The 19,603-nt window shown below is 63.4% G+C and carries 17 protein-coding genes; 9 read left to right on the top strand and 8 right to left on the bottom strand.

The annotated features are described in order from the left end of the window. Positions 1-2,346 (top strand): DNA polymerase III subunit alpha (dnaE, locus tag RUH75_RS19995; protein ID WP_313808945.1); only part of this gene is annotated, 2,346 nt, incomplete at its 5' end. Positions 2,347-2,354: 8 nt separating this feature from the next. Here the strand turns inward: dnaE and RUH75_RS20000 are convergent. Continuing rightward, the gene (locus RUH75_RS20000; protein WP_313808946.1) at positions 2,355-3,422 is read right to left on the bottom strand and encodes a PA0069 family radical SAM protein; all 1,068 of its coding nucleotides are present in this window, start codon (positions 3,420-3,422) and stop codon (positions 2,355-2,357) included. An 81-nt stretch (positions 3,423-3,503) separates the two neighbouring features. On the opposite strand from RUH75_RS20000, the gene RUH75_RS20005 reads away from it, so the two are divergent. After that, positions 3,504-4,034 carry a YbjN domain-containing protein gene (locus RUH75_RS20005; protein ID WP_313808947.1) on the top strand — a complete coding sequence of 177 codons (531 nt, stop codon included), beginning with the start codon at positions 3,504-3,506 and terminating at the stop codon, positions 4,032-4,034. On the opposite strand, the gene moaB is transcribed toward RUH75_RS20005, so the two are convergent. The 3 genes from moaB to RUH75_RS20020 are packed head-to-tail and all read right to left on the bottom strand — an operon-like array spanning position 4,021 to position 7,054. Continuing rightward, on the bottom strand, positions 4,021-4,548 hold the full coding sequence (gene moaB / locus RUH75_RS20010) for a molybdenum cofactor biosynthesis protein B (RefSeq protein WP_313808948.1): 528 nt from the start codon (positions 4,546-4,548) through the stop codon (positions 4,021-4,023). The two genes, RUH75_RS20005 and moaB, sit on opposite strands and share 14 nt — an antisense overlap. Continuing rightward, positions 4,548-6,350 (bottom strand): lytic transglycosylase domain-containing protein, encoded by a 1,803-nt coding sequence (locus tag RUH75_RS20015; protein WP_313808949.1) that lies wholly within the window; start codon positions 6,348-6,350, stop codon positions 4,548-4,550. Before RUH75_RS20015 ends, moaB begins: the two co-directional genes overlap by 1 nt. Then, the gene (locus RUH75_RS20020) at positions 6,347-7,054 is read right to left on the bottom strand and encodes a uracil-DNA glycosylase family protein (RefSeq protein WP_313808950.1); all 708 of its coding nucleotides are present in this window, start codon (positions 7,052-7,054) and stop codon (positions 6,347-6,349) included. The genes RUH75_RS20015 and RUH75_RS20020 overlap by 4 nt, the downstream gene beginning before the upstream one ends. A 128-nt stretch (positions 7,055-7,182) precedes the next feature. On the opposite strand from RUH75_RS20020, the gene RUH75_RS20025 reads away from it, so the two are divergent. Genes RUH75_RS20025 through RUH75_RS20055 form a run of 7 tightly spaced genes read left to right on the top strand, consistent with a single transcriptional unit; the run spans position 7,183 to position 15,114 of the window. After that, positions 7,183-8,835 carry an electron transfer flavoprotein-ubiquinone oxidoreductase gene (locus tag RUH75_RS20025; protein WP_313808951.1) on the top strand — a complete coding sequence of 551 codons (1,653 nt, stop codon included), beginning with the start codon at positions 7,183-7,185 and terminating at the stop codon, positions 8,833-8,835. Between the two features lie 34 nt (positions 8,836-8,869). Next, positions 8,870-10,492 carry a tetratricopeptide repeat protein gene (locus tag RUH75_RS20030; protein ID WP_313808960.1) on the top strand — a complete coding sequence of 541 codons (1,623 nt, stop codon included), beginning with the start codon at positions 8,870-8,872 and terminating at the stop codon, positions 10,490-10,492. Further along, positions 10,479-11,378 carry a 4-(cytidine 5'-diphospho)-2-C-methyl-D-erythritol kinase gene (locus RUH75_RS20035; RefSeq protein ID WP_313808952.1) on the top strand — a complete coding sequence of 300 codons (900 nt, stop codon included), beginning with the start codon at positions 10,479-10,481 and terminating at the stop codon, positions 11,376-11,378. Before RUH75_RS20030 ends, RUH75_RS20035 begins: the two co-directional genes overlap by 14 nt. Continuing rightward, positions 11,375-12,091, top strand: a complete 717-nt coding sequence (locus tag RUH75_RS20040) for an N-formylglutamate amidohydrolase (RefSeq protein WP_313808953.1) — start codon at positions 11,375-11,377, stop codon at positions 12,089-12,091. Before RUH75_RS20035 ends, RUH75_RS20040 begins: the two co-directional genes overlap by 4 nt. Before the next feature lie 22 nt (positions 12,092-12,113). Further along, positions 12,114-12,518 (top strand): hypothetical protein, encoded by a 405-nt coding sequence (locus RUH75_RS20045; RefSeq protein ID WP_313808954.1) that lies wholly within the window; start codon positions 12,114-12,116, stop codon positions 12,516-12,518. Continuing rightward, the gene (locus RUH75_RS20050) at positions 12,518-13,912 is read left to right on the top strand and encodes an NAD(P)H-hydrate dehydratase (RefSeq protein ID WP_313808961.1); all 1,395 of its coding nucleotides are present in this window, start codon (positions 12,518-12,520) and stop codon (positions 13,910-13,912) included. Before RUH75_RS20045 ends, RUH75_RS20050 begins: the two co-directional genes overlap by 1 nt. Continuing rightward, positions 13,909-15,114 (top strand): class I SAM-dependent RNA methyltransferase, encoded by a 1,206-nt coding sequence (locus tag RUH75_RS20055; protein ID WP_313808955.1) that lies wholly within the window; start codon positions 13,909-13,911, stop codon positions 15,112-15,114. The genes RUH75_RS20050 and RUH75_RS20055 overlap by 4 nt, the downstream gene beginning before the upstream one ends. Positions 15,115-15,188: 74 nt before the next feature. Here RUH75_RS20055 and RUH75_RS20060 read toward each other — a convergent pair whose 3' ends face one another. The 4 genes from RUH75_RS20060 to RUH75_RS20075 form a co-directional block, all read right to left on the bottom strand. Next, positions 15,189-16,382, bottom strand: coding sequence for a type III PLP-dependent enzyme (locus RUH75_RS20060; protein ID WP_313808956.1), 1,194 nt, complete (start codon positions 16,380-16,382; stop codon positions 15,189-15,191). Between the two features lie 148 nt (positions 16,383-16,530). Next, positions 16,531-17,703: a carboxynorspermidine decarboxylase gene (locus RUH75_RS20065; RefSeq protein ID WP_313808957.1), complete on the bottom strand. Its 1,173-nt coding sequence runs from the start codon at positions 17,701-17,703 to the stop codon at positions 16,531-16,533. 108 nt (positions 17,704-17,811) lie between these two features. After that, positions 17,812-19,029 (bottom strand): saccharopine dehydrogenase family protein, encoded by a 1,218-nt coding sequence (locus RUH75_RS20070; RefSeq protein ID WP_313808958.1) that lies wholly within the window; start codon positions 19,027-19,029, stop codon positions 17,812-17,814. Between the two features lie 83 nt (positions 19,030-19,112). Then, positions 19,113-19,460 carry a GFA family protein gene (locus RUH75_RS20075; protein ID WP_313808959.1) on the bottom strand — a complete coding sequence of 116 codons (348 nt, stop codon included), beginning with the start codon at positions 19,458-19,460 and terminating at the stop codon, positions 19,113-19,115. Positions 19,461-19,603: the final 143 nt, after the last annotated feature.

The raw sequence follows: 19,603 nt of genomic DNA on the forward strand, positions 1-19,603 counted from the left end.
TCGATGCCCGACTTCGACATCGACTTCTGCGAAACGCGGCGCGGCGAAGTGATCCGCTATGTGCAGCAGAAATATGGGTCGGATCATGTCGCCCAGATCATCACCTTCGGTAAGCTGAAAGCGCGCGCCGTGCTGAAGGATACCGGCCGCGTGTTGCAGATGAGCTATGGCCAGGTGGACCGCCTTGCCAAGCTGGTGCCCAATCATCCGACCGATCCCTGGACGCTGGAACGGTCGCTGAACGGCGTGGCCGAATTCAGGGCGGAATATGACAATGACGGGCAGGTCAAGCGCCTGATCGACTATGCCATGAAGCTGGAGGGGTTTCCGCGCCATAGCTCCACCCATGCTGCCGGCGTGGTGATCGGGGACAGGCCGCTTTCGCAACTGGTGCCGCTTTATCGCGATCCCCGTTCCGACATGCCGGTGACGCAGTTCGACATGAAATATGTCGAAGGCGCGGGACTGGTGAAGTTCGACTTCCTTGGGCTCAAGACATTGTCGGTCCTCCAGAAGGCCGTTCAACTTCTCGCCGGACGGGGCGTGGCGGTCGATCTCACCTCGCTCGGCTGGGACGATCCGGCGGTTTATGAACTGCTCCAGCGGGGTGACACGGTGGGCGTGTTCCAGTTGGAATCGGAAGGCATGCGCAAGACGCTGGCCGCCGTGCGTCCCACCAATTTCGGTGACATCATTGCGCTGGTGTCGCTCTACCGTCCCGGCCCGATGGACAATATTCCGATGTTCGGCCGTCGCAAGAATGGACAGGAAGACATTGAATATCCTCATATCCTCCTGAAACCCATTCTCGAAGAAACCTATGGCATCTTCGTCTATCAGGAACAGGTGATGCAGGCCGCGCAGATATTGGCGGGCTATTCGCTGGGTGACGCCGACCTGCTACGCCGCGCCATGGGCAAGAAGATCAAGGCGGAGATGGACGCCCAGCGCGCCCGTTTCGTCGAAGGCTGCGCAAGGAGCGATATCGCCGCTGGCAAGGCCAATGAGCTGTTCGACCTGATCGACAAATTCGCCGGCTATGGCTTCAACAAATCGCACGCCGCCGCCTATGCTCTGCTGGCGTATCAGACCGCATGGCTGAAGGCCCATTATCCGGCGGAATTCTATGCCGCGTCGATGGCCTTCGATATTCACCTCACCGACAAGCTGACCGTATTCGTCGACGATATGCGCCGGATGGGACTGGCCTGTCTGGCCCCCGACATCAATCGCAGCCTTGCGGATTTCTCGGTCGATGCGGTCGAATATGATGGCGACGATCCACGTCTGGGCTTTGCTGTGCGCTATGCCCTGGGCGGCCTGAAAGGCGTTGGCGAGAAGGCGATGGAGCAACTGGTCGCTGAGCGTGAGGCTGGCGGCCCATTCAAGTCGCTGGATGATTTTGCCGACCGGATCGAACCGCGCCTGCTCAACCGGCGGCAGTTGGAAAGTCTGGCGGCAGCGGGCGCGTTTGACGATGTGCATCCCGACCGCGCGGGGGTCCATGCGGCGGCGGAAATGATCCTGAGCGTCGCCTCGAGCGCTGCCGAGGCAAGGGAAAGCGGGCAGGGCGGCCTGTTCGGAGACGTGGAGACGCCCCACGCGGATGTCCGGATACCGCCGCATCAGACCTGGTCGATGGCGGATCGCATGGCGCAGGAAAAGGACGCTTTCGGCTTCTATTTCTCGGCGCATCCGGTCGACCGCTACCGGCATCTGGCGGAGGCGCGCGGCGCGAAAAGCTATGGCGCGATCTGCGCCGAGCCCGTGGCCGAGGGCGGTCGTGCCAATGGCGTGATGGCCGCCATGGTCGAAGATGTGCGCTGGCGCGAAACCAAGCGCGGCGCGCGTTACGCCGCCGCCACTTTCTCGGACAGCAGCGGCCAGTTTCAGGCGAGTTGCTTTGATGAGGATGCCTGCAAGGCGATCGAAGACATGGCCCGGGAGGGTGACTGCGCTCTTTTGATGGTGGAGTTGGATCGTTTGCCCGGCGAGGAAACGCCCCGCGTTACGATCAGGGGCGTCGAGCCGTTCCGCCAGTTGGCCAATAATTCGCGCATGGAATTGGTGATCGATGTGATCGACGTGGCGGCAATCGAGGCGCTGGCCCAGCTTCTGTCGCGAACCAAGGGGGGGCGTAGCGAAGTATTCCTGCGCGCGCCGGTTGGCGGCGGCAAGGCGGCACGGCTGTTTCTGGGCGACGACTATCTGATCGGCGCCGACCAGGTGGACGCCATCGCGACGATCCCCAGCCTGCGCATAGGCCGTTTCGAACGGATGGAGGCGAAGGCCGATGGTTATCGCGCGCGGAACCGGCGGTCAGGCCTGAAGCTGGTGGCGGGCTGATCCAGTCCTCAGAACAGCCGCAACTGGTCGTCAGCCGGCTTGCGGAAAAGATCGGTGCGCAGGGTCAGGCGTTCGCCGGTAAATCCGGCGCGGTTGCGGGCTTTCTGGAAACGGGTGCGGATCAGGTCGGCCCAGACGCGCTGACCGCGCATCCGGCTGCCGAAATTCGGATCATTGTAGCGCCCACCCCTGATATCGTGGATGATGGCCATCACCTTGGCCGCGCGATCGGGATAATGCTCCTCCAGCCATGCGCGGAACAGCGGGGCGACTTCGTGCGGCAGGCGGACGGGGATATAGCTGGCGTCGCGGGCGCCTGCCGATGCCACGCGGGCGACGATGCTTTCCATCTCATGATCGGTGATGGCCGGGATGATGGGAGAGATGCTGGCCACGACCGGGATTCCGGCCTGGGACAGTTCGCGGATCGCCTCTACCCGCCGGAGTGGATGCGGCGCTCGCGGTTCCAGGGTTCTGGCGGTGACGGGATCAAGCGTCGTGACCGAAATCATGACGGCGACAAGCCCTTCCCGGGCCATGGACGCCAGCAGATCAATATCGCGCAAAATGCGGTCGGACTTGGTCGTGACATAGGTTGGATGACGGCATTCCCACAATATTTCAAGACATTGCCTTGTGATCTTCCAATCCCGTTCGATCGGTTGATAGGGATCGGTATTGGTTCCCATGGCAATCGGCGTGATCATGTGGTTTTTTCGGGATAGCTCCTTGCGGAGCAGTTCAGCAGCATTGGGCTTTGCGAACAGGCGGGTTTCGAAATCAAGGCCGGGCGACAGGTCATGATAGGCATGGGTGGGGCGCGCGAAACAATAGATGCAGCCATGTTCGCACCCGCGATAGGCGTTGATCGACTGGCTGAAGGCAATATCGGGAGAGTTGTTGCGGTTGATGATGGTTCGCGGATGTTCAACGGCGACTTCCGTGCGACGGCGGGGGGGAGCGCCGTCAATTTCAGGCAGGGCATCGAGCCAATCGCCATCCGCCACTCGCTCGGGCATGTTGAACCTGCGGCTTTCGCCGTTCAACGTTGCGCCTCTGCCCTTTTCCGCGGTCATGGCAGCATTAGAACATAAAGAGAACATATTGACAAGGGACGTCGGGCACGCCACCAAGCGTCTCGGAAAAAAGGGGGAATCATGCGGAAGATCGCTGTCATGGCAGGATTGTGGATCGGGGTGCTGGCGACGCCGTGCACGGCGACGGATAACGACCCATGCGGGGCCAATCTGGTCTGTGCAAGCGATCCGCAGACCGTGGTTCAGGCCTTGCAGGCAGCGGGATACAAGGCTGCGCTGAGCAAGAGCAAGCAAACGGGCAACCCAAAGGTGGAGAGCGCCGCAAGCGGTTATAATTACACGATTTTCTTCTATGAATGCGAACAGAGCCGTCAATGCGGCTCATTGCAGTTTCAGGTGAGCTTCGAGGATGATGGCGGGAACACGCCTGAACTTGCCAATAAATGGAACAAGGACAAACGGTTCGCCCAAATGTCGGTCTGGGACGACCAATCGCTTGCACTGGCTTATGACGTGACGACCGTCGGAGGCCTTAATCAGAAGAATTTTGCGGATGTGGTCGACTGGTGGGCGGTCATGCTTGGAGAGGCTGGCAAATTCTTCAAGGAGAACCCCGCGCCAGCAAAGTCCGGCAGCCCTACCGCTCCATAAGGCGCGGCATCAGCTCCACGAAATTACATGGCCGGAAACGGCTGTCGAGCTGGCTGACGAGGATGCCGTCCCAGGCGTCCTTGACCGCGCCCGTCGATCCGGGCAGCGCGAAGATATAGGTGCCCCGCGCCACGCAGGCGGTCGCACGGGATTGTATCGTCGATGTACCGATGCTCTGATAGCTGAGCCAGCGGAACAGTTCGCCAAAGCCGGGAATTTCCTTGTCCTGCACCTGAGCCAACGCCTCTGGCGTCACGTCGCGGCCGGTGACCCCTGTTCCGCCCGTGGTGATGATGCAGTCGACGTGCGGATCGTCGATCCAGGCATGAAGGCGGGCGACGATGGCGGAGCGTTCATCGCGTTCGATATGACGAATTGCAAGGATATGACCCGCCGCCGCGATGCGTTCGGCCAATATGTCGCCCGATCGGTCGTCAGCGGCCGTACGGCTGTCCGACACCGTCAGCAGCGCGATGCGAACCGGCAGAAATGGCCGGCTTTCGTCTATCGGCATCAGTCGGAACCGCCTGCAACGCTGGCGCTGGCCATCGGCATCCGTGGCGTCAGGCGCACAAGGCGCGTTCCTTTGGCTCCGGGAAAGGCCGGCCACAGGCCTTGTGCCATGCCGGCGAGCGAATCCGCGCTGCCCTTCGCCTGAATCTGATACATCCAGTAATTCCGCATCACGATGTTCACATAGGCGCGGGTTTCATAATAGGGCAGCGATTCGATGAAGAGCAGCGGATCGCCATTATCCTTGACTTCGCTGTTCCAGCGTTCGACCGGAAGGGGGCCGGCATTATAGGCCGCCATCACCTTGGGCAACAGCCCGCCGGTCGCGCTCATGTCACGCAGGTTTTCCAGATAGCGCTGGCCATATTCCATATTGGTCGACGGCACGAACAATTGATCGGATGCTGCCAGTCCCATCAGATTGCCGGTGCTGGGCAGCACCTGCATCAATCCGCGCGCGCCCGCGCTGCTGACGACATCCCTGCGGAAACCGGATTCTTGAAGCGTATGCGCATAAATCAGGGCGGGATCGACCCGCCATCCCCCGTCGGGTCGCCAATCGGGTGCGGGGAAGCGCGCGAAACTGCCGGGCTGTTTGCCGACCGGGCCGTTATGGGCGAGCCACAGTTGCGTTTCCGGCAGGCTCAGCGCGCCGGCCAGTCGAAGCAAAGCATCATATTGGCCGGTCCCACCGATCTTCGCCTGATAGCGCAGCATCTGATCGGCGCGCGCGGTTTCACCGATCGCGGCAAGAGCGATGGCCGCCCGCACATTGGGGCTGTCCTTGATCTGCTGCCATTCCGTCGGGCCTAACCGGCTCGCGACAGGCGCACCGCCCAATGGCAGGCCCAGTGTTTCCCGCGCCAGCAGGCCGTAAAAGCTTTCATCGGACCGGGCAGCGGTCTTCAGCAGAGCTTCAACCCTTTCGGGTTCGCCGCAGATCATATAGGCCCGCGCGGCCCAATAGGCGCCGGCCGCGCGCATATCGCTATTGCCGGCAAGCGCCGCGACATTGCCGAAGGCGGGCGCGGCGGCGCGGCAGTCATTCTGGCGCCACGCCGCAAGCCCGGTCGTCCAATAGGCCTGCACCGCCCAGTCGCCGCCGCTGCGGTTTTCCAACGCTCGCGCCGCCATGCGCCGGGCATTGGCATCGTCGCTTTCGATATAATAGGCCCAGGCAATGCGCTGGCGCACTTCGGTCAGCCCTTCGGGTGTCAGGCCTGCTTCGCCCGCCATCAGCAGGGCCTCGGCTCCGGCGGGATCGTCATTCTTGATGAAAGGCTGAATCTGGCCGACCAGCGTCTGGGCGAGAGCGTCAGTCCTGATCGCCGGGACATATTCACGGCGAGGCGCGCTTCCCAGCCAGACCATCTTCTGCACCTGGGGCAGCGTCGGCAGGATGGTCGCGCCACGCTTCTGCGCCAGCCGCGAAAGCTGGTCGGCCTTGTCGAGCCAGGGTGCCTTGTTGATCAGATCGAGCAGCTCGAACAATTCGACCTTGGGTGAATTCCTGTCGAGATACAGTTCGGCCAAAGCAACCGGGCGGAAGGCGTCCTGCGCATCCAGGGTCATGATCATGGCCCTGGCATCAGTCCATTTCTGATCGCGCAAGGCCGCGTAAATGGCTTCATACCGCGCCTTGTCGGCATCGCTCGGCTTCAGAGGGATGGAGAAGTCCGAGGGGACGCCATGGGCCGGAACGGCCGTGTCGGCGCTTGCGGAGGCGGCGTTCGCATTCAGGGCAGCCAATCCGATGAAGGCGGTCATCGTCAGGCGGGACGAACGGGTCACGGCGCGAATCACTTGGGCATTTCCTCAATCAGGCCTTGCAGCAATCGCCAACATTCTGCCTTTGCGGCCGGTTGGCCAAGCAGCAAACGCGGATGAAATGTGGCTAAGGCGGGTAGGGTGCCGCCTTCATGGTTAAAAAAACGTGCACCTTCCGGCAGCAATGTGCGGGCCGTGCGGTCCCCCAGCAACAACAGGCGTTGCGGCGCCGCAAGCATCACATGCGTGGAGATTCTCGCCGCGGCGGCTGTCAGGTCCGATGCCTCGACCATCCCGCCGGGCGGGCGGGACAGAAAAAGCGATGCCAGGTGGACATCCGCCCGCTTCAGGCCGATGGCCCGCAACATCGCGTCGAACAACTGCCCCGCACGGTCACTGAGCAAAGCGCCTGCACCGATATCCGCGGGGTCGGGCATGTCCGTGATGACCATGAGCGGCGCATTGACCGGTCCTTCCGGCAGGATGATGGTACCGGGCCAGCGGCGTTCCGGCTGGGCGGCATCCTCCGCAAGCCAGAGCCGGAATGCGTCGAACGAGGGAAGCCTGGGCAAGGCGGGGCTTTGATCGGGGATCGCCATCGGCGCAGCGGCAGGCGCCGGAACAGGGCGCAGCCAGTTGACCGGCTCTTCGCCGACCGCGCCATCCACGCCGGCCAGATTCCACCACGCCAGATAGGCGTTGGCGGTTTCCGCCGAATTTTCCCGCAATAATCCCCGCATTGATTGTCTTGGGCCAGAGGTTGACGCCGTGGTCAAGTTTCTTCATCGCGCTGAGTGGCAAAACGTTTGGGTAGTGCGGCGACCGGATTGGGGAGGAAAACCGACGGCGCCCGCAAATTGGAGGGACTATGAGCGAACGGGATTCGATGCCCTATGACATCGTCATCGTCGGCGGGGGACCGGCCGGCCTGTCTTCTGCGATCCGCCTGAAGCAGCTGGCGAGCGAGGCCGGGCAGGAACTGTCGGTCTGCGTGCTGGAAAAGGGGTCGGAGATCGGCGCGCATATCCTGTCAGGCGCGGTGGTCGATCCCAAGGCGCTGGACGAGCTGTTCCCGCAGTGGCGCGATATGGGCTGCCCGATGGCCGAAGTGCCGGTCACCGACAACCAGCACTGGTTCCTGAGCAAGGGCGGCAAGATGAGCATGCCGCACATCATGACGCCGGGCTGGATGCACAATAAGGGCACCTATACAGGCTCGCTGGGCAATCTGTGCCGCTGGCTGGCGGAACAGGCCGAGGGGCTGGGGGTGGAGATTTTCCCCGGCTTCGCGGCGGCGGAAATCCTCTACAATGAGGATGGCTCGATAAAGGGCGTCGCCACCGGCGACATGGGCATCGACCGCGAAGGCAATCGCAAGCCCGACTATCAACCGGGTCTGGAACTGCACGCCCGCTACACCTTCTTCGCGGAAGGCGCGCGCGGCCATCTGACCAAGATTTTAAAGCGCCAGTTCGCGCTCGACGCCGACAGCGAGCCGCAGGTCTATGGCATCGGCATGAAGGAACTGTGGGACATCGATCCCGCCAAGCACAAGCCGGGCCTCGTCATCCACACCCAGGGCTGGCCACTGACGGACGCCTATGGGGGAGGATTCCTCTATCATCAGGCCAATGGGCAGGTGGCTCTGGGCTTCGTGGTCGGCCTTGGCTACCGCAACCCCTATCTCTATCCGTTCGAGGAATTCCAGCGCTGGAAGCAGCATCCGGAAATCCGCAAATATCTGGAGGGCGGTCGCCGCGTCTCCTATGGCGCGCGCGCGATCAACGAGGGCGGCTGGCAGTCGGTCCCCAAGCTCGCCTTCCCCGGCGGTGCGCTGATCGGCTGCTCGGCGGGCTTCGTCAACGTGCCGCGCATCAAGGGCACGCACACCGCGATGAAGTCGGGCATGCTGGCCGCCGAATCCGCCTTCGCGGCGATCAAGGCCGATCGTTTGAGCGACGTGCTGGACGATTATGAGGCGACGCTGCGGTCGAGCTGGATCGCGACGGAATTGCAGCTGGTGAAGAATGCCGAGCCGCTGCTGTCGAAGTTCGGCAACACCATCGGCACGGTTCTGGCCGGCATCGACATGTGGATGCGCACGCTGAAGATCGGCCTGCCCTTCACGATGAAGCACAAGCCCGATTGCGAGAAGCTGTGGACCAAAGACCACGCCAGGAAGATCGACTATCCCAAGCCCGACGGCGTGATCAGCTTCGACCGTCTGTCCTCGGTGTTCCTGTCGAACACCAATCATGAGGAAGACCAGCCGGTTCACCTGCAACTGAAGGACCCGTCGGTTCCGATTTCCTACAACCTGCCCCTTTATGACGAGCCTGCACAGCGCTATTGTCCGGCGGGCGTCTATGAAGTGGTCGGGCTGGAGGAGGGCAATCCCCGCTTCCAGATCAACGCGCAGAATTGCGTCCACTGCAAGACGTGCGACATCAAGGACCCGACCCAGAACATCAACTGGGTCGTGCCCGAAGGCGGTGGAGGGCCGAACTATCCCAATATGTAGGCGCCTACCTCAACAGGCATTTGCCGCGATGACGATGCTGATGCTGCCCGCCATGGCGGGCGCATCGGTGGACCCCGGCAGCGCATTGCATGCCTATATGCGGGGGCGCCTGGCCGATGGCGATGGCGTTCCCGGACTTGCGCTGAGCAGCTATCGGGCTGCGCTGGACGAAGATCCCGCCAGTCCGCAGGTTGCCCGGCGCTCTTATTTTCAGGCGATCATCAGCGGCGACATGACCCTGGCTCTGCGGTCTGCTGCCCTGCTGGAAAGCGACGGCCTGCTGCCTCGCGACGGCACTTTGCTCCAGATCGCCGATGCGCTGAACCGAAAGGATTGGCCGGGCGCCCGCCTGCTGGTCGACCGGATGGTGGTGGAGGGTAATTTCGCCTTTCTGGCGCCGATCATGCGGAGCTGGATTTCGGTGGGGGAGGGGCGATATGCGCCGCCTGTCATCGATTCCGCCGATCGCTTTGCATCGCTTGCAAAGCGCTATCTGGACGAACATCTGGCGTTCCAGGCCCTGCGCAAAGGCGATATGGAAAGCGCGAAGGCCGCCATCAACCGCGCGCTTGCCTTGCGGACGGGCGAGATGGCGGAGTTGAGGCTGCTCTTTGCAGGGCAGTTGGCCGCGCGCGGCGCCAGGGCCGATGCACTGGCGCTTCTGCCCGAGGATGAGGCCAATTTCGCGCAGGCGCGCGCGGATATCGCCCGTGGCAAACCGCTCTCCGCCCGCAACAGATCGCAGACGGCGGGACAGGGTTTCGCCCGCCTGCTCACCCGCCTCGCCGCGGATATCTCCTCGGACGGCAGCACGGGGTCGCTGGGCATCAGGCTGGCGCGCATCGCCAGCTTTGCCGATCCTGACGGCCCCGCCGCGCATATCGTCGCCGCCGATTTGTTGAGCCGCGCGGGCTATGCGGCCTATGGGATCGAACAGGCGCGATCGGTTCCTGCCACTGGCTGGCATGGCGCGCTGGCGCAGGCCGAACTGGTCGAGGCGCTGGCCGCCGCGGGCAGGCAGGCCGAAGCAATCAGCCTCGCGCGCGCTTTGGCAGCCGTTCCGAATGCGGAGCCGGAGCGCCATGTGCGGCTGGGCCAGTTGCTGGCGGAGGAGAAGGATTATGCGGCCGCGGCCTCCGCCTTCCGCGCGGCGCAGTCCGCTTATCCGGGCAATGCCGTTCCCTGGGCGCTGCTGTTGTTCGAGGGAAGCGCGCTGGAACAGGGCGCACGCTGGAACGAGGCGCGGGCGGTGCTGGAACGGGCGGCCAAACTCGCCCCGGACGAGCCGACCGTGCTGAACTATCTGGGCTATGCGCAGATCGAGCGGCGGCAGAATATGGATGTGGCGCTGGAACTGCTGAAGAAGGCGAGCGCCCTGAAGCCGCAGGATGCATCGATCTCCGACTCTCTGGGCTGGGCGCAGTTCGTCACGGGCGATATCGATGCCGCCGTGCCGATTCTGGAACGGGCGGCGGCCGGCGCGCCGGCTGACGCGGCCATCAACGAACATCTCGGCGATGCGCTCTGGGCGGCGGGGCGACGCTATGAGGCCCGTTATGCCTGGCGCGCCGCAGCCGTGTTCGCGGAGGGGGAAACGGCACAGCGCCTCGCCGCCAAGGCCAAGGAGGGGATGAAGCCCGAATATGCCGCACGTTGACGCGGAGGTGGCCGCCGCCTGTCCGGCGGGCGGCGAAGAACTGGTCGAAACCGCCTTTGCCAAGATCAATCTGGCGCTGCATGTCCGACGGAAACGGCCTGACGGCTATCATGCGCTGGAAAGCCTGTTCGTCTTCACCGAACTGGGGGACAGGCTGACGGGCCGTGTCCGTTCCGATGGCGCGATCAGGCTGGCTATCGACGGCCCCTTCGGCGCTTCGCTGGATGCGGGCCCGGACAATCTGGTGGCGAAGGCGGCCCGTGCATTGCAGGCCTGGCTGGGGGAAGGCTTCGGCGCCGACCTGCGGTTGACCAAGATGCTGCCGGTCGCGTCGGGTATTGGCGGCGGTTCAGCCGATGCCGCCGCTGCGCTGCGGCTGCTGACCCGACTCTGGAATGCGCCGATGGCTGCGGAGACGCTGGCGCAGATCGCCCTGGCGCTCGGCTCGGATGTTCCCGCCTGCATCGGCAGCATCACGCAGATGGTGCGCGGGCGCGGGGAGTGCCTCCAACCGCTGGCGATAAAAGGGCTGGCGGGCATGCCCCTATTGCTGGTCAATCCGGGCATCGCCATTTCCACCGCGCAGATCTTCAGTCGCTGGGATCAGGTGGATCGCGGCCCATTGGTGGCGACCGATCTCGATCAGTTGATCGCCGACGGGCGCAACGATCTGGAAATGGCGGCCATGCAGGCCTGTCCCGTCATCGCCGATGTGCTGTCGGCATTGAAAGCGTTCGAAGGCCTGCGTCTGGCGCGCATGTCGGGATCGGGCGCCACCTGCTTCGCGCTGTTCGAAACGGATCGGCACAGGGCTGCGGCGGCAGCGACCCTGCGTGCCCACCACGGCGAATGGTGGGTCGCGGAAACGAGGATCAGGACCGCATGAGCGAGGCGTTCATCCAGGTTGACGGCGGTGATCTGAGCATCCTGATCATGGCCGACCATGCCTCTGCCCATGTGCCGCATGACATTGATCTGGGGATCGATCCTGCCTTGCTGGGCGATCATATCGCGATCGACATCGGCGTGGCGGAGGTCAGCGCATTGCTGGCGAAGCAATTGGGTTGCACGGCCATGCTGGGCGGCATCTCGCGGCTCGTCATCGACCTCAACCGGGAGGATGACGCGCCCGGCCTGTTGCCCGTGATGAGCGACGGCCATGCCATTCCCGGCAACCGCCATGCCGATCTTGCCGATCGGATGATCCGCTTCCACCACCCCTATCATCATCATGTCGCGCGGTTGCTGGATGAGATGGCGTCGCCCTTCATTCTGTCGGTGCACAGCTTCACGCCACGACTCGCCAGCGATCCCGATCAGAAACGTCCCTGGGACATTGGCGTCCTCTACAATCAGGATGACAGGGCGGCGCGGATCGCCATGCCGCTGCTGGAGGCGGCCGGGCTGAATGTGGGGGACCAGCAGCCCTATTCGGGCAAGGTGCTCAATGCGACGATGAACCGTCATGGGGAAGGGAATGGCATCCCCTATCTGGGCGTGGAAATGCGGCAGGATCTGGTGGCCGATGCAGAGGGGCAAAGCCGGTTTGCCGGAATATTGGGGCCGATCGTGCTGGAATGCCGGAACCGGCTTGCCTGACGGGCGGAACGGAACAGGCGGAATGGAACAGGCGGAACGGATGAGCGATGTCGCCAATCGATCCCGTGCCCTGAAGAACGGCCTGGCGCCGTGCCTGGCGCTGTGCCTGGCGTTGACGGCATGCGGTCGTCCATCGGGTTCCGGGGACATGACCGCCATGAGTCAGGCAGTCCCATGCGCGATTGGCGCCGGTTCCGCGTGGAGCCGTGATTGTGCCGTCGAACGGGATCGGGATATTCTCACCGTGCGCCATGCCGATGGCGGCTTCCGCCGCTTCCGGATCGTGCGTGACGGACGTGGCGTCGTGCCTGCGGACGGGGCGGAACAGGCCGGCATCCTTGTCATGGGCAAGGGTGAGATCGAACTCAGCGTCGGGCAGGATCGATATCGCCTGCCAGCGCGGCTCGCGGAGAGGAAAGGCAGATGATGCGGAGCCATGCGATCCTGACCGCCGCGCAGATGCGGAAGGCGGAAGAGGCCGTCATTGCCTCCGGCGTGCCGGAATATGAGCTGATGGAGCGCGCCGGCGCCGCCGCGGCGGAAATCATCTGGCGGGCTGGCGGGAAACGGGACCTGCTGCTGCTATGCGGTCCCGGCAATAATGGCGGTGACGGGTTCGTGATCGCACGGCTCCTTCGGGCAAGGGGGGTGCCGGTTCGCGTCGCCGCTCCGGGCGAAAGCCGCACCGCCTCTAGCCTCAGGGCGCGCGCGGCCTGGGATGCGCCGGTCGAGCCCGTTTTCGATGCCGCCCCGGCCACGCAGATCGTCGATGCATTGTTCGGCACCGGCCTGTCGCGTGGTCTGGACGCGAAACTGGCGGCAAATCTGCGTCGGCTTACGGATCGGGCGAGCTTCAGCTATGCGGTGGATTTGCCGAGCGGGGTGCAGACGGATACAGGCGAACTGCTTTCCGACGTGCCTTTGTCGGGCCTGTGCATCGCCCTGGGTGCCCTGAAACCAGCCCATCTGCTACAGCCCGCGTCGGGGTGCTGGCAGAGGCTGATCTGTGCCGATATCGGCATCGACGCATCCGGCACGAAGATGCAACGCCTCTCGCCGCCGCATTTGCTCCGGCCTGAACCCCGCGCCCATAAATATAGCCGGGGACTGGTCGCCGTGATGGGCGGCGAAATGGCGGGGGCTGGCATGCTTGCCTGTCAGGCCGCGGCCAGAGCCGGCGCGGGCATGGTCCGTCATATCACGCCGGACAAGGTCCATGGCGGACCTGGCGCGATCGTCACGCAGCAGGCACGCACCGCCGCCGACATTGCGCGATCGCTCGGTGATTCCAGGATCAGGGCCGTTCTGGCCGGGCCGGGATTGGGACGCGGCAAGGATGCTTCGGACCGGCTGAAACCGGTGCTCGGCTCCGGCCATCCCCTTGTCCTCGACGCGGACGCGCTGTTCCTGCTGGCGGAGGCGGGATTGGACGCCATTCCACCGGGCGCGATCCTGACGCCGCATGAGGGCGAATTCGTCCGCCTCTTTGGAAATTTGCCGGGAAGCAAGATCGACCGGGCGCTGGAGGCGGCACGGTGCAGCCGTTCGATCCTGATCTACAAGGGGGCCGACAGCGTCATTGCCGCCCCTGACGGACGCGTCGTCCTGTCCTCTGCCGGTTCGTCCTGGCTTTCCACGGCCGGGACAGGCGATGTGCTGGCTGGACTGGTGGCCGCGCGCCTCGCAGTCATGGGGGACGGCTTTCGCGCCGCTTGCGAGGCATCATGGCTGCATGGAGAGGCTGCGCGGCGGGCGGGCGCGGCTTTCATCGCGGATGATTTGCTTGTGGAGCTTCCAGCGGCTATCGCGTCCTGCCTGTGAACGAACCCGAACCCGATATCATCATCCGCATCGCCGCAAAGGGCGATGGCGTCACCGCCAATGGCCGCCATGTTCCGCTGACCGCGCCGGGCGACCGGGTCGCGGCTGACGGCTCCATTGTGCGTGGGCCGCATCATGTCGACGCGCCCTGCATGCACTTCCCGGCCTGTGGCGGCTGCGGCCTGCAACATATCGATGATGCGAGCTATGCGGATTTCGTGACGGCGCGCGTGGTGGGGGCGCTGGCTGGACAGGGCGTGGAACCGGACATGATCCTCCCGCCGCATATCTCGCCCCCGCAGGCCCGCCGCCGCGCGTCCCTCAGGGCCAGCAGGCAGGGGCGGAAGGTCGCCATCGGTTTCGCGGAAGCGGGCAGCCACATGCTGGTTGACCTGACCATGTGCGAAATCCTCGATCCACGGCTTTTTTCCCTGCTGGCGCCGCTGCGGACGCTGTGCGGGATCATCCTGCCGGACAAGCGCGCGGCGCATGTTCGCATGTCGCTGACCGATCAGGGCGTCGACCTGCTGCTTGAGGGCGTCCGGATCGAGGGACTGGCCGCCGACGAAGCGCTGCTGGCCTTCGCGCGCGAGCATGCACTGGCCCGGCTGACCATAGACGAAGGGGACGGTCCGCAGACCCGGTGGGAACCGGAGCCGGTTACCGTCAGCTTCGGCGGCGTGCCGGTCGCTTTTCCGCCCTTCGCCTTCCTTCAGGCCACGGCTGACGGCGAAGCGGCATTGGTCCGCGAAGCGCTGGACGCCATGCCTGCTCAAGGCGTTGTCGCCGATCTTTTCTGCGGCCTGGGCACATTTGCGCTGGCCCTTGGACAACATCGGCCCGTTTACGCGGCTGAGGCTGCCCGCGATCTCATCCTCTCGCTGAAGTCGGCTGGGAACCGCGCGCAACGGCGGATGGTGGCTGATCATCGGGATTTGTTCAGGCGGCCGCTGACGCCTGCGGAGATCAATCGTTTTGCCGGGATCGTCATCGATCCGCCCCGGGCAGGCGCGCGGGAACAGGTGATGCAGCTTGCTGCGTCCCAAGTGCCCGTGATTGCCTATATTTCCTGCAATCCCGCCAGTTTCGCGCGCGATGCCGCGCATCTGATCGGCGGCGGGTATCGGCTGGCGAGCGTGCGTCCGGTCGGCCAGTTTCGTTGGTCGACCCATGTTGAGCTGGTCGGGATTTTTCGGCGCTGAAAAGATCAGTCCCTCGCCGCGGGGGAGCGCGGCGAGGGACCTTGCATCCTCTCCTTTAGGGGAGGCTTTCGCCTCTACCCCAATTTGATGACAGTTGCGCGACGGCGGATCGGGATGGCATCGACATAGAGGCTGGCCATCGGCTCGTCCTCCACCTCGATGATCGCTTCCGACGTGAAGCCATTGAAACCGGTGCGCATCGCCGCGCCATAGGCGCCGAGCATGCCAATCTCGATATAGTCGCCCGCAGCCACGTCCGCCGGAAGCATGAAGGGACCGACCATATGGTCCATATCATCGCAGGTCGGACCGTAGAAGGAGAAGCCGGTCAGTTCCTCCTCGCTCTCTTCCTCGCGCAGCAGGGCTACGGGGAAGCGCCAGCCGATATGCGCGGCGTCGAACAACGCGCCATAGGCGCCGTCATTGATGTAGAGTTCGGTGCCGCGACGACGTTCCACGCGGACCACGACCGAGCTGTACTCGGCCGACAAGGCCCGGCCGGGTTCGCACCACAGTTCCGACGAATAGCTGACCGGCAGGCTTTCGAAGCCGCGATGGATCGCGTCGAAATAGGCCTCCAGCGCGGGCGGTTCCATGCCGGGATAGACCGACGGGAAGCCGCCGCCGACATCGATGATATCGACCGTGACCGCCGCATCGACGATGGCCGCGCGGACGCGTTCGATGGCGTCGCTATAGGCCTGCGGGCTCATGGCCTGGCTGCCGACGTGGAAACAGATGCCCAGCGCATCGGCGGCCTGACGGGTGGCCATCAGCAGTTCGCGGGTTTCGCCCAGTTCGGCGCCGAATTTCGACGCCAGGCTGAGTTCCGAATGCTCGGACGAGACGCGCAGGCGCACGCAAAGCTCAAGGTCGGTCGCGTCGCCCGTCGCGCGCAGGATCTTCTCCAACTCGTCCATCGTATCGAGCGAGAAGGTGCGCACGCCATGCACATGATAGGCTTCCGCGATCGCTTCCTCGGCCTTGACCGGATGCATGAAGCAAAGCTTCGCCCGGCCTTCCAGCGTTTCCGCGACAAGGCGCACTTCCGCGATCGAGGCCACGTCGAAATGCGTTATCCCCGACGCGAACAGCGTACGGATCAGGTCGGGAGACGGATTCGCCTTGACCGCATAAAGCGAGCGCCCCGGAAACTTCTCAGAGAAGAATCGGGCGGCCCGGGCTGCTGCCAGGGGACGAACAAGCGTTACCGGTGCTGCCGGTTTGAGGGTGGTCGCTACCCCCAGCGCGCTATGGTGCTTGTGCAACTCAAGGGACCTCCAGTGTAGTTCGTGGCATTCAAGCTGCCTTGCGGTGGAAGTCCCATGGGGCAGCGGAAGGGCGATATATGCGGCAGGGGTCCCCCTGTAAAGCGCATGTGTAAAATTTGTTGCGCTTGCCGCTATGAAATGTGCGTCAGGAGAGACGGGACTTGAAATCCTCATAGGAAAACTGGCGGATTTCCTTGAGTTCGTCGGTTTCCGAGTTCCACAGCCAGATGGCGGGCAGGGGCACGCCATTGAATGTATTGGTCTTTACCATCGAATAATGCGCCTGATCGAGAAAGGCGATCCGCCGTCCCGGAGTCGCGCCGCCGGGGACTCGATAGTCACCGATAATGTCTCCCGCGAGGCAGGAGGGGCCACCGAGTCGAGTGGGCTCTCCTTCCCTTTCCTCATGCAGCATGGCGGGTCGATAGGGCGCCTCGATCACGTCCGGCATGTGGCAGGTGGCGGAGATGTCGATGATCGCTACGGCCATGCCATTGTCGATGACGTCGAGGATTTCCCCGATCAGGATGCCCGCGTCCAGCGCCATGGCTTCGCCCGGCTCGATATAGAGTTCCAGGCCGGTTTCAGCCTTGATCGCCAAGAGAAAGGCGATCAGCAGGTCAATCTGATAATCCGCGCGGGTGACATGGTGACCGCCGCCGAAATTGAGCCATTTGAGGCCAGCGACATGCGGCATGACGCGGGATTCGATCGCGGCCCAGGTGCGCTGAAGCGGCAGGAAATCCTGTTCGCACAGATTGTGGACATGAAGGCCGTCGATGCCATCCAGATGTTCGGGGCGCAGCTGGTCGATCGGGAAGCCCAGTCGGCTGTGCGGCTGCGAGGGGTCATATTTGGGCACCTCACCCTCCGCGTGCAGAGGGTTGATGCGCAGGCCGATGTCGAAGACGCAACCTTCGGCGCGAGCGGCATCAATCACGGGTTTCAGACGCGCGATCTGCCCGGGGCTGTTGAAGATGACATGGTCGGAGATTTTCAGGATTTCCGCCAGATCGTCGGGCTTGTAGGCGGCGCAGTAGGTGGCGACCTCACCGCCATATTCCTCCCGGCCAAGGCGCGCCTCATAGATGCCGGAGGCGCACACCCCGTCGAGATATTCCGTGACCACGTCACCTAGCGACCACATGGAAAAGGCCTTGAGCGCACCCAGCACCCTGATCCCGGCCCGATCGCGAATGTCGCGCAGGATTGAAAGATTACGGCGCACCGCCGCCTCATCCACCACGAAGGCAGGCGAGGAGACGCGGTGAAGGTCGAAATGCGCGAAGGCGGCGGGATCGCCGGCTCTGGTTTCCATCAGTAACACTCCGTCATCCCAGCGAACGCTGGAATCTCAGGCGAGAGGGCACGGCGTTGAGGCACAAGACCTCAGTCTTCGCTGGGGTGACGATCCCTTACGCGATCGTCAGAAATCCAGCGGCGCGTCCAGTTCCTTCACCTGCCAGGGCAGGCCATGCTGGTTCAGCATGTCCATGAACGGATCGGGATCGAACTGCTCAATGTTGAACACGCCCTCACCCTTCCATGCACCGGTCAGCATCATCGCCGCGCCGATCATCGCAGGAACGCCGGTGGTATAGCTCACCGCTTGATTGCCGGTTTCCGCGTAGGCATCCTCATGGTCGCAGACGTTGAGGACATAGACGGTTTTCTGCTTGCCGTCCTTCACGCCGGTCGCGATGTCGCCGATATTGGTCTTGCCCTTGGTGGTGGACCCAAGGCTCGACGGTTCGGGCAGCACGGCCTTGAGGAACTGGAGCGGGATGATCTCCTGACCGTTATACATCACCGGATCGATCCGCGTCATGCCGACATTCTGAAGCACTTCCAGATGCTTGAGATATGCATCGCCAAAGGTCATCCAGAAACGGATACGCTTGATTTCAGGATAGAATTTGGCAAGCGATTCCAGTTCCTCATGATACATGAGGTACATGTTCCTGCTCCCGACCTGATCGAAGTCGAAGGCCTGCCTGTGCTTCAGCGCCGGGCCTTCGACCCACTTGCCGCCTTCCCAGTGGCGCGACGGCGCGGTCACTTCGCGGATGTTGATTTCCGGGTTGAAGTTGGTGGCGAAATGCTGGCCATGGTCGCCGCCGTTGCAGTCCAATATGTCGAGCGTGTCGATCCGGTCGAGCAGATGCTTCTTGATGTAGCTGGCGAAAACGCTGGTGACGCCGGGGTCGAAGCCCGAACCCAGCAGCGCCATGATGCCCGCTTCCTTGAAGCGCTCCTGATAGGCCCACTGCCAGCTATATTCGAACTTCGCGGTATCGCGCGGCTCGTAATTGGCGGTGTCGAGATAGTCTACCCTGGTCGCAAGGCAGGCGTCCATGATCGCCAGGTCCTGATAGGGCAGGGCCAGGTTCACGACGAGCCTGGGCTGGACCTTTTCGATGAGCGCGATGGTTTCGTCGACATTGTCGGCATCGACCTGCGCCACGTCGATGGTGACGCCCGTGCGGGCCTTCACTGATTCGGCCACCTTCTGGCATGAGACGATGCGGCGGCTGGCAAGCGTGATGTGGCTGAAGATATCAGGATTTGTCAGGCTCACTTGGGCCATTTTGTGAACCGCGACAGACCCGACGCCGCCCGCGCCAATGACCAGAACCTTGCTCAATTCAACTGCTCCATATCTCAAGCCGCGCCGACGCGCGAAAGCGCCCATATAGGGGCTGAGCGTGACGGCGCAAAGTCAGTCTGTCAGAAGCTTGCGCCGTCGACCTTCTTGATGGCGAGCGCGTCGATATCGACATCCGGCACGCAGCGCAGATTGATGGCGCGCATCGGACCGTCCGGGGATGCGCCCAGCGCAAAGGCCTGCGTACCGCAGATGTTGCAGAACTGGTGCGTGATCCTGTGCTTGTGGAATTGATAGTCGGTCAGCTTGTCCCCGCCACTGTCGAGCGTGAATTGATCGGCAGGAACGAAGGTCAGCACGAAGCCCTTGCGGCTGCAATGGGAGCAGTTGCAGGTCATGGCCTGCGTCGGCGCGTCGGTGGCTACCGTGAAGGTGACGGCGCCACAATGGCAACTTCCAGTATAGGACATGGGGGCTCTCCTCTGGTCAGGAAAGTAGAACCGTTATCGCGGGAAGTGAACGGCGGATTTGGGTGGATTGCGGACGGGCCGCTTAGCTGCGCGTTCCTTGAAGCGCACCGTGTTCCTGCGCAGGCAGGAACCCAGTCCCGCCC

Source organism: Sphingobium sp. (assembly GCF_032153725.1).
Taxonomy (GTDB): Bacteria; Pseudomonadota; Alphaproteobacteria; order Sphingomonadales; family Sphingomonadaceae; genus Sphingobium.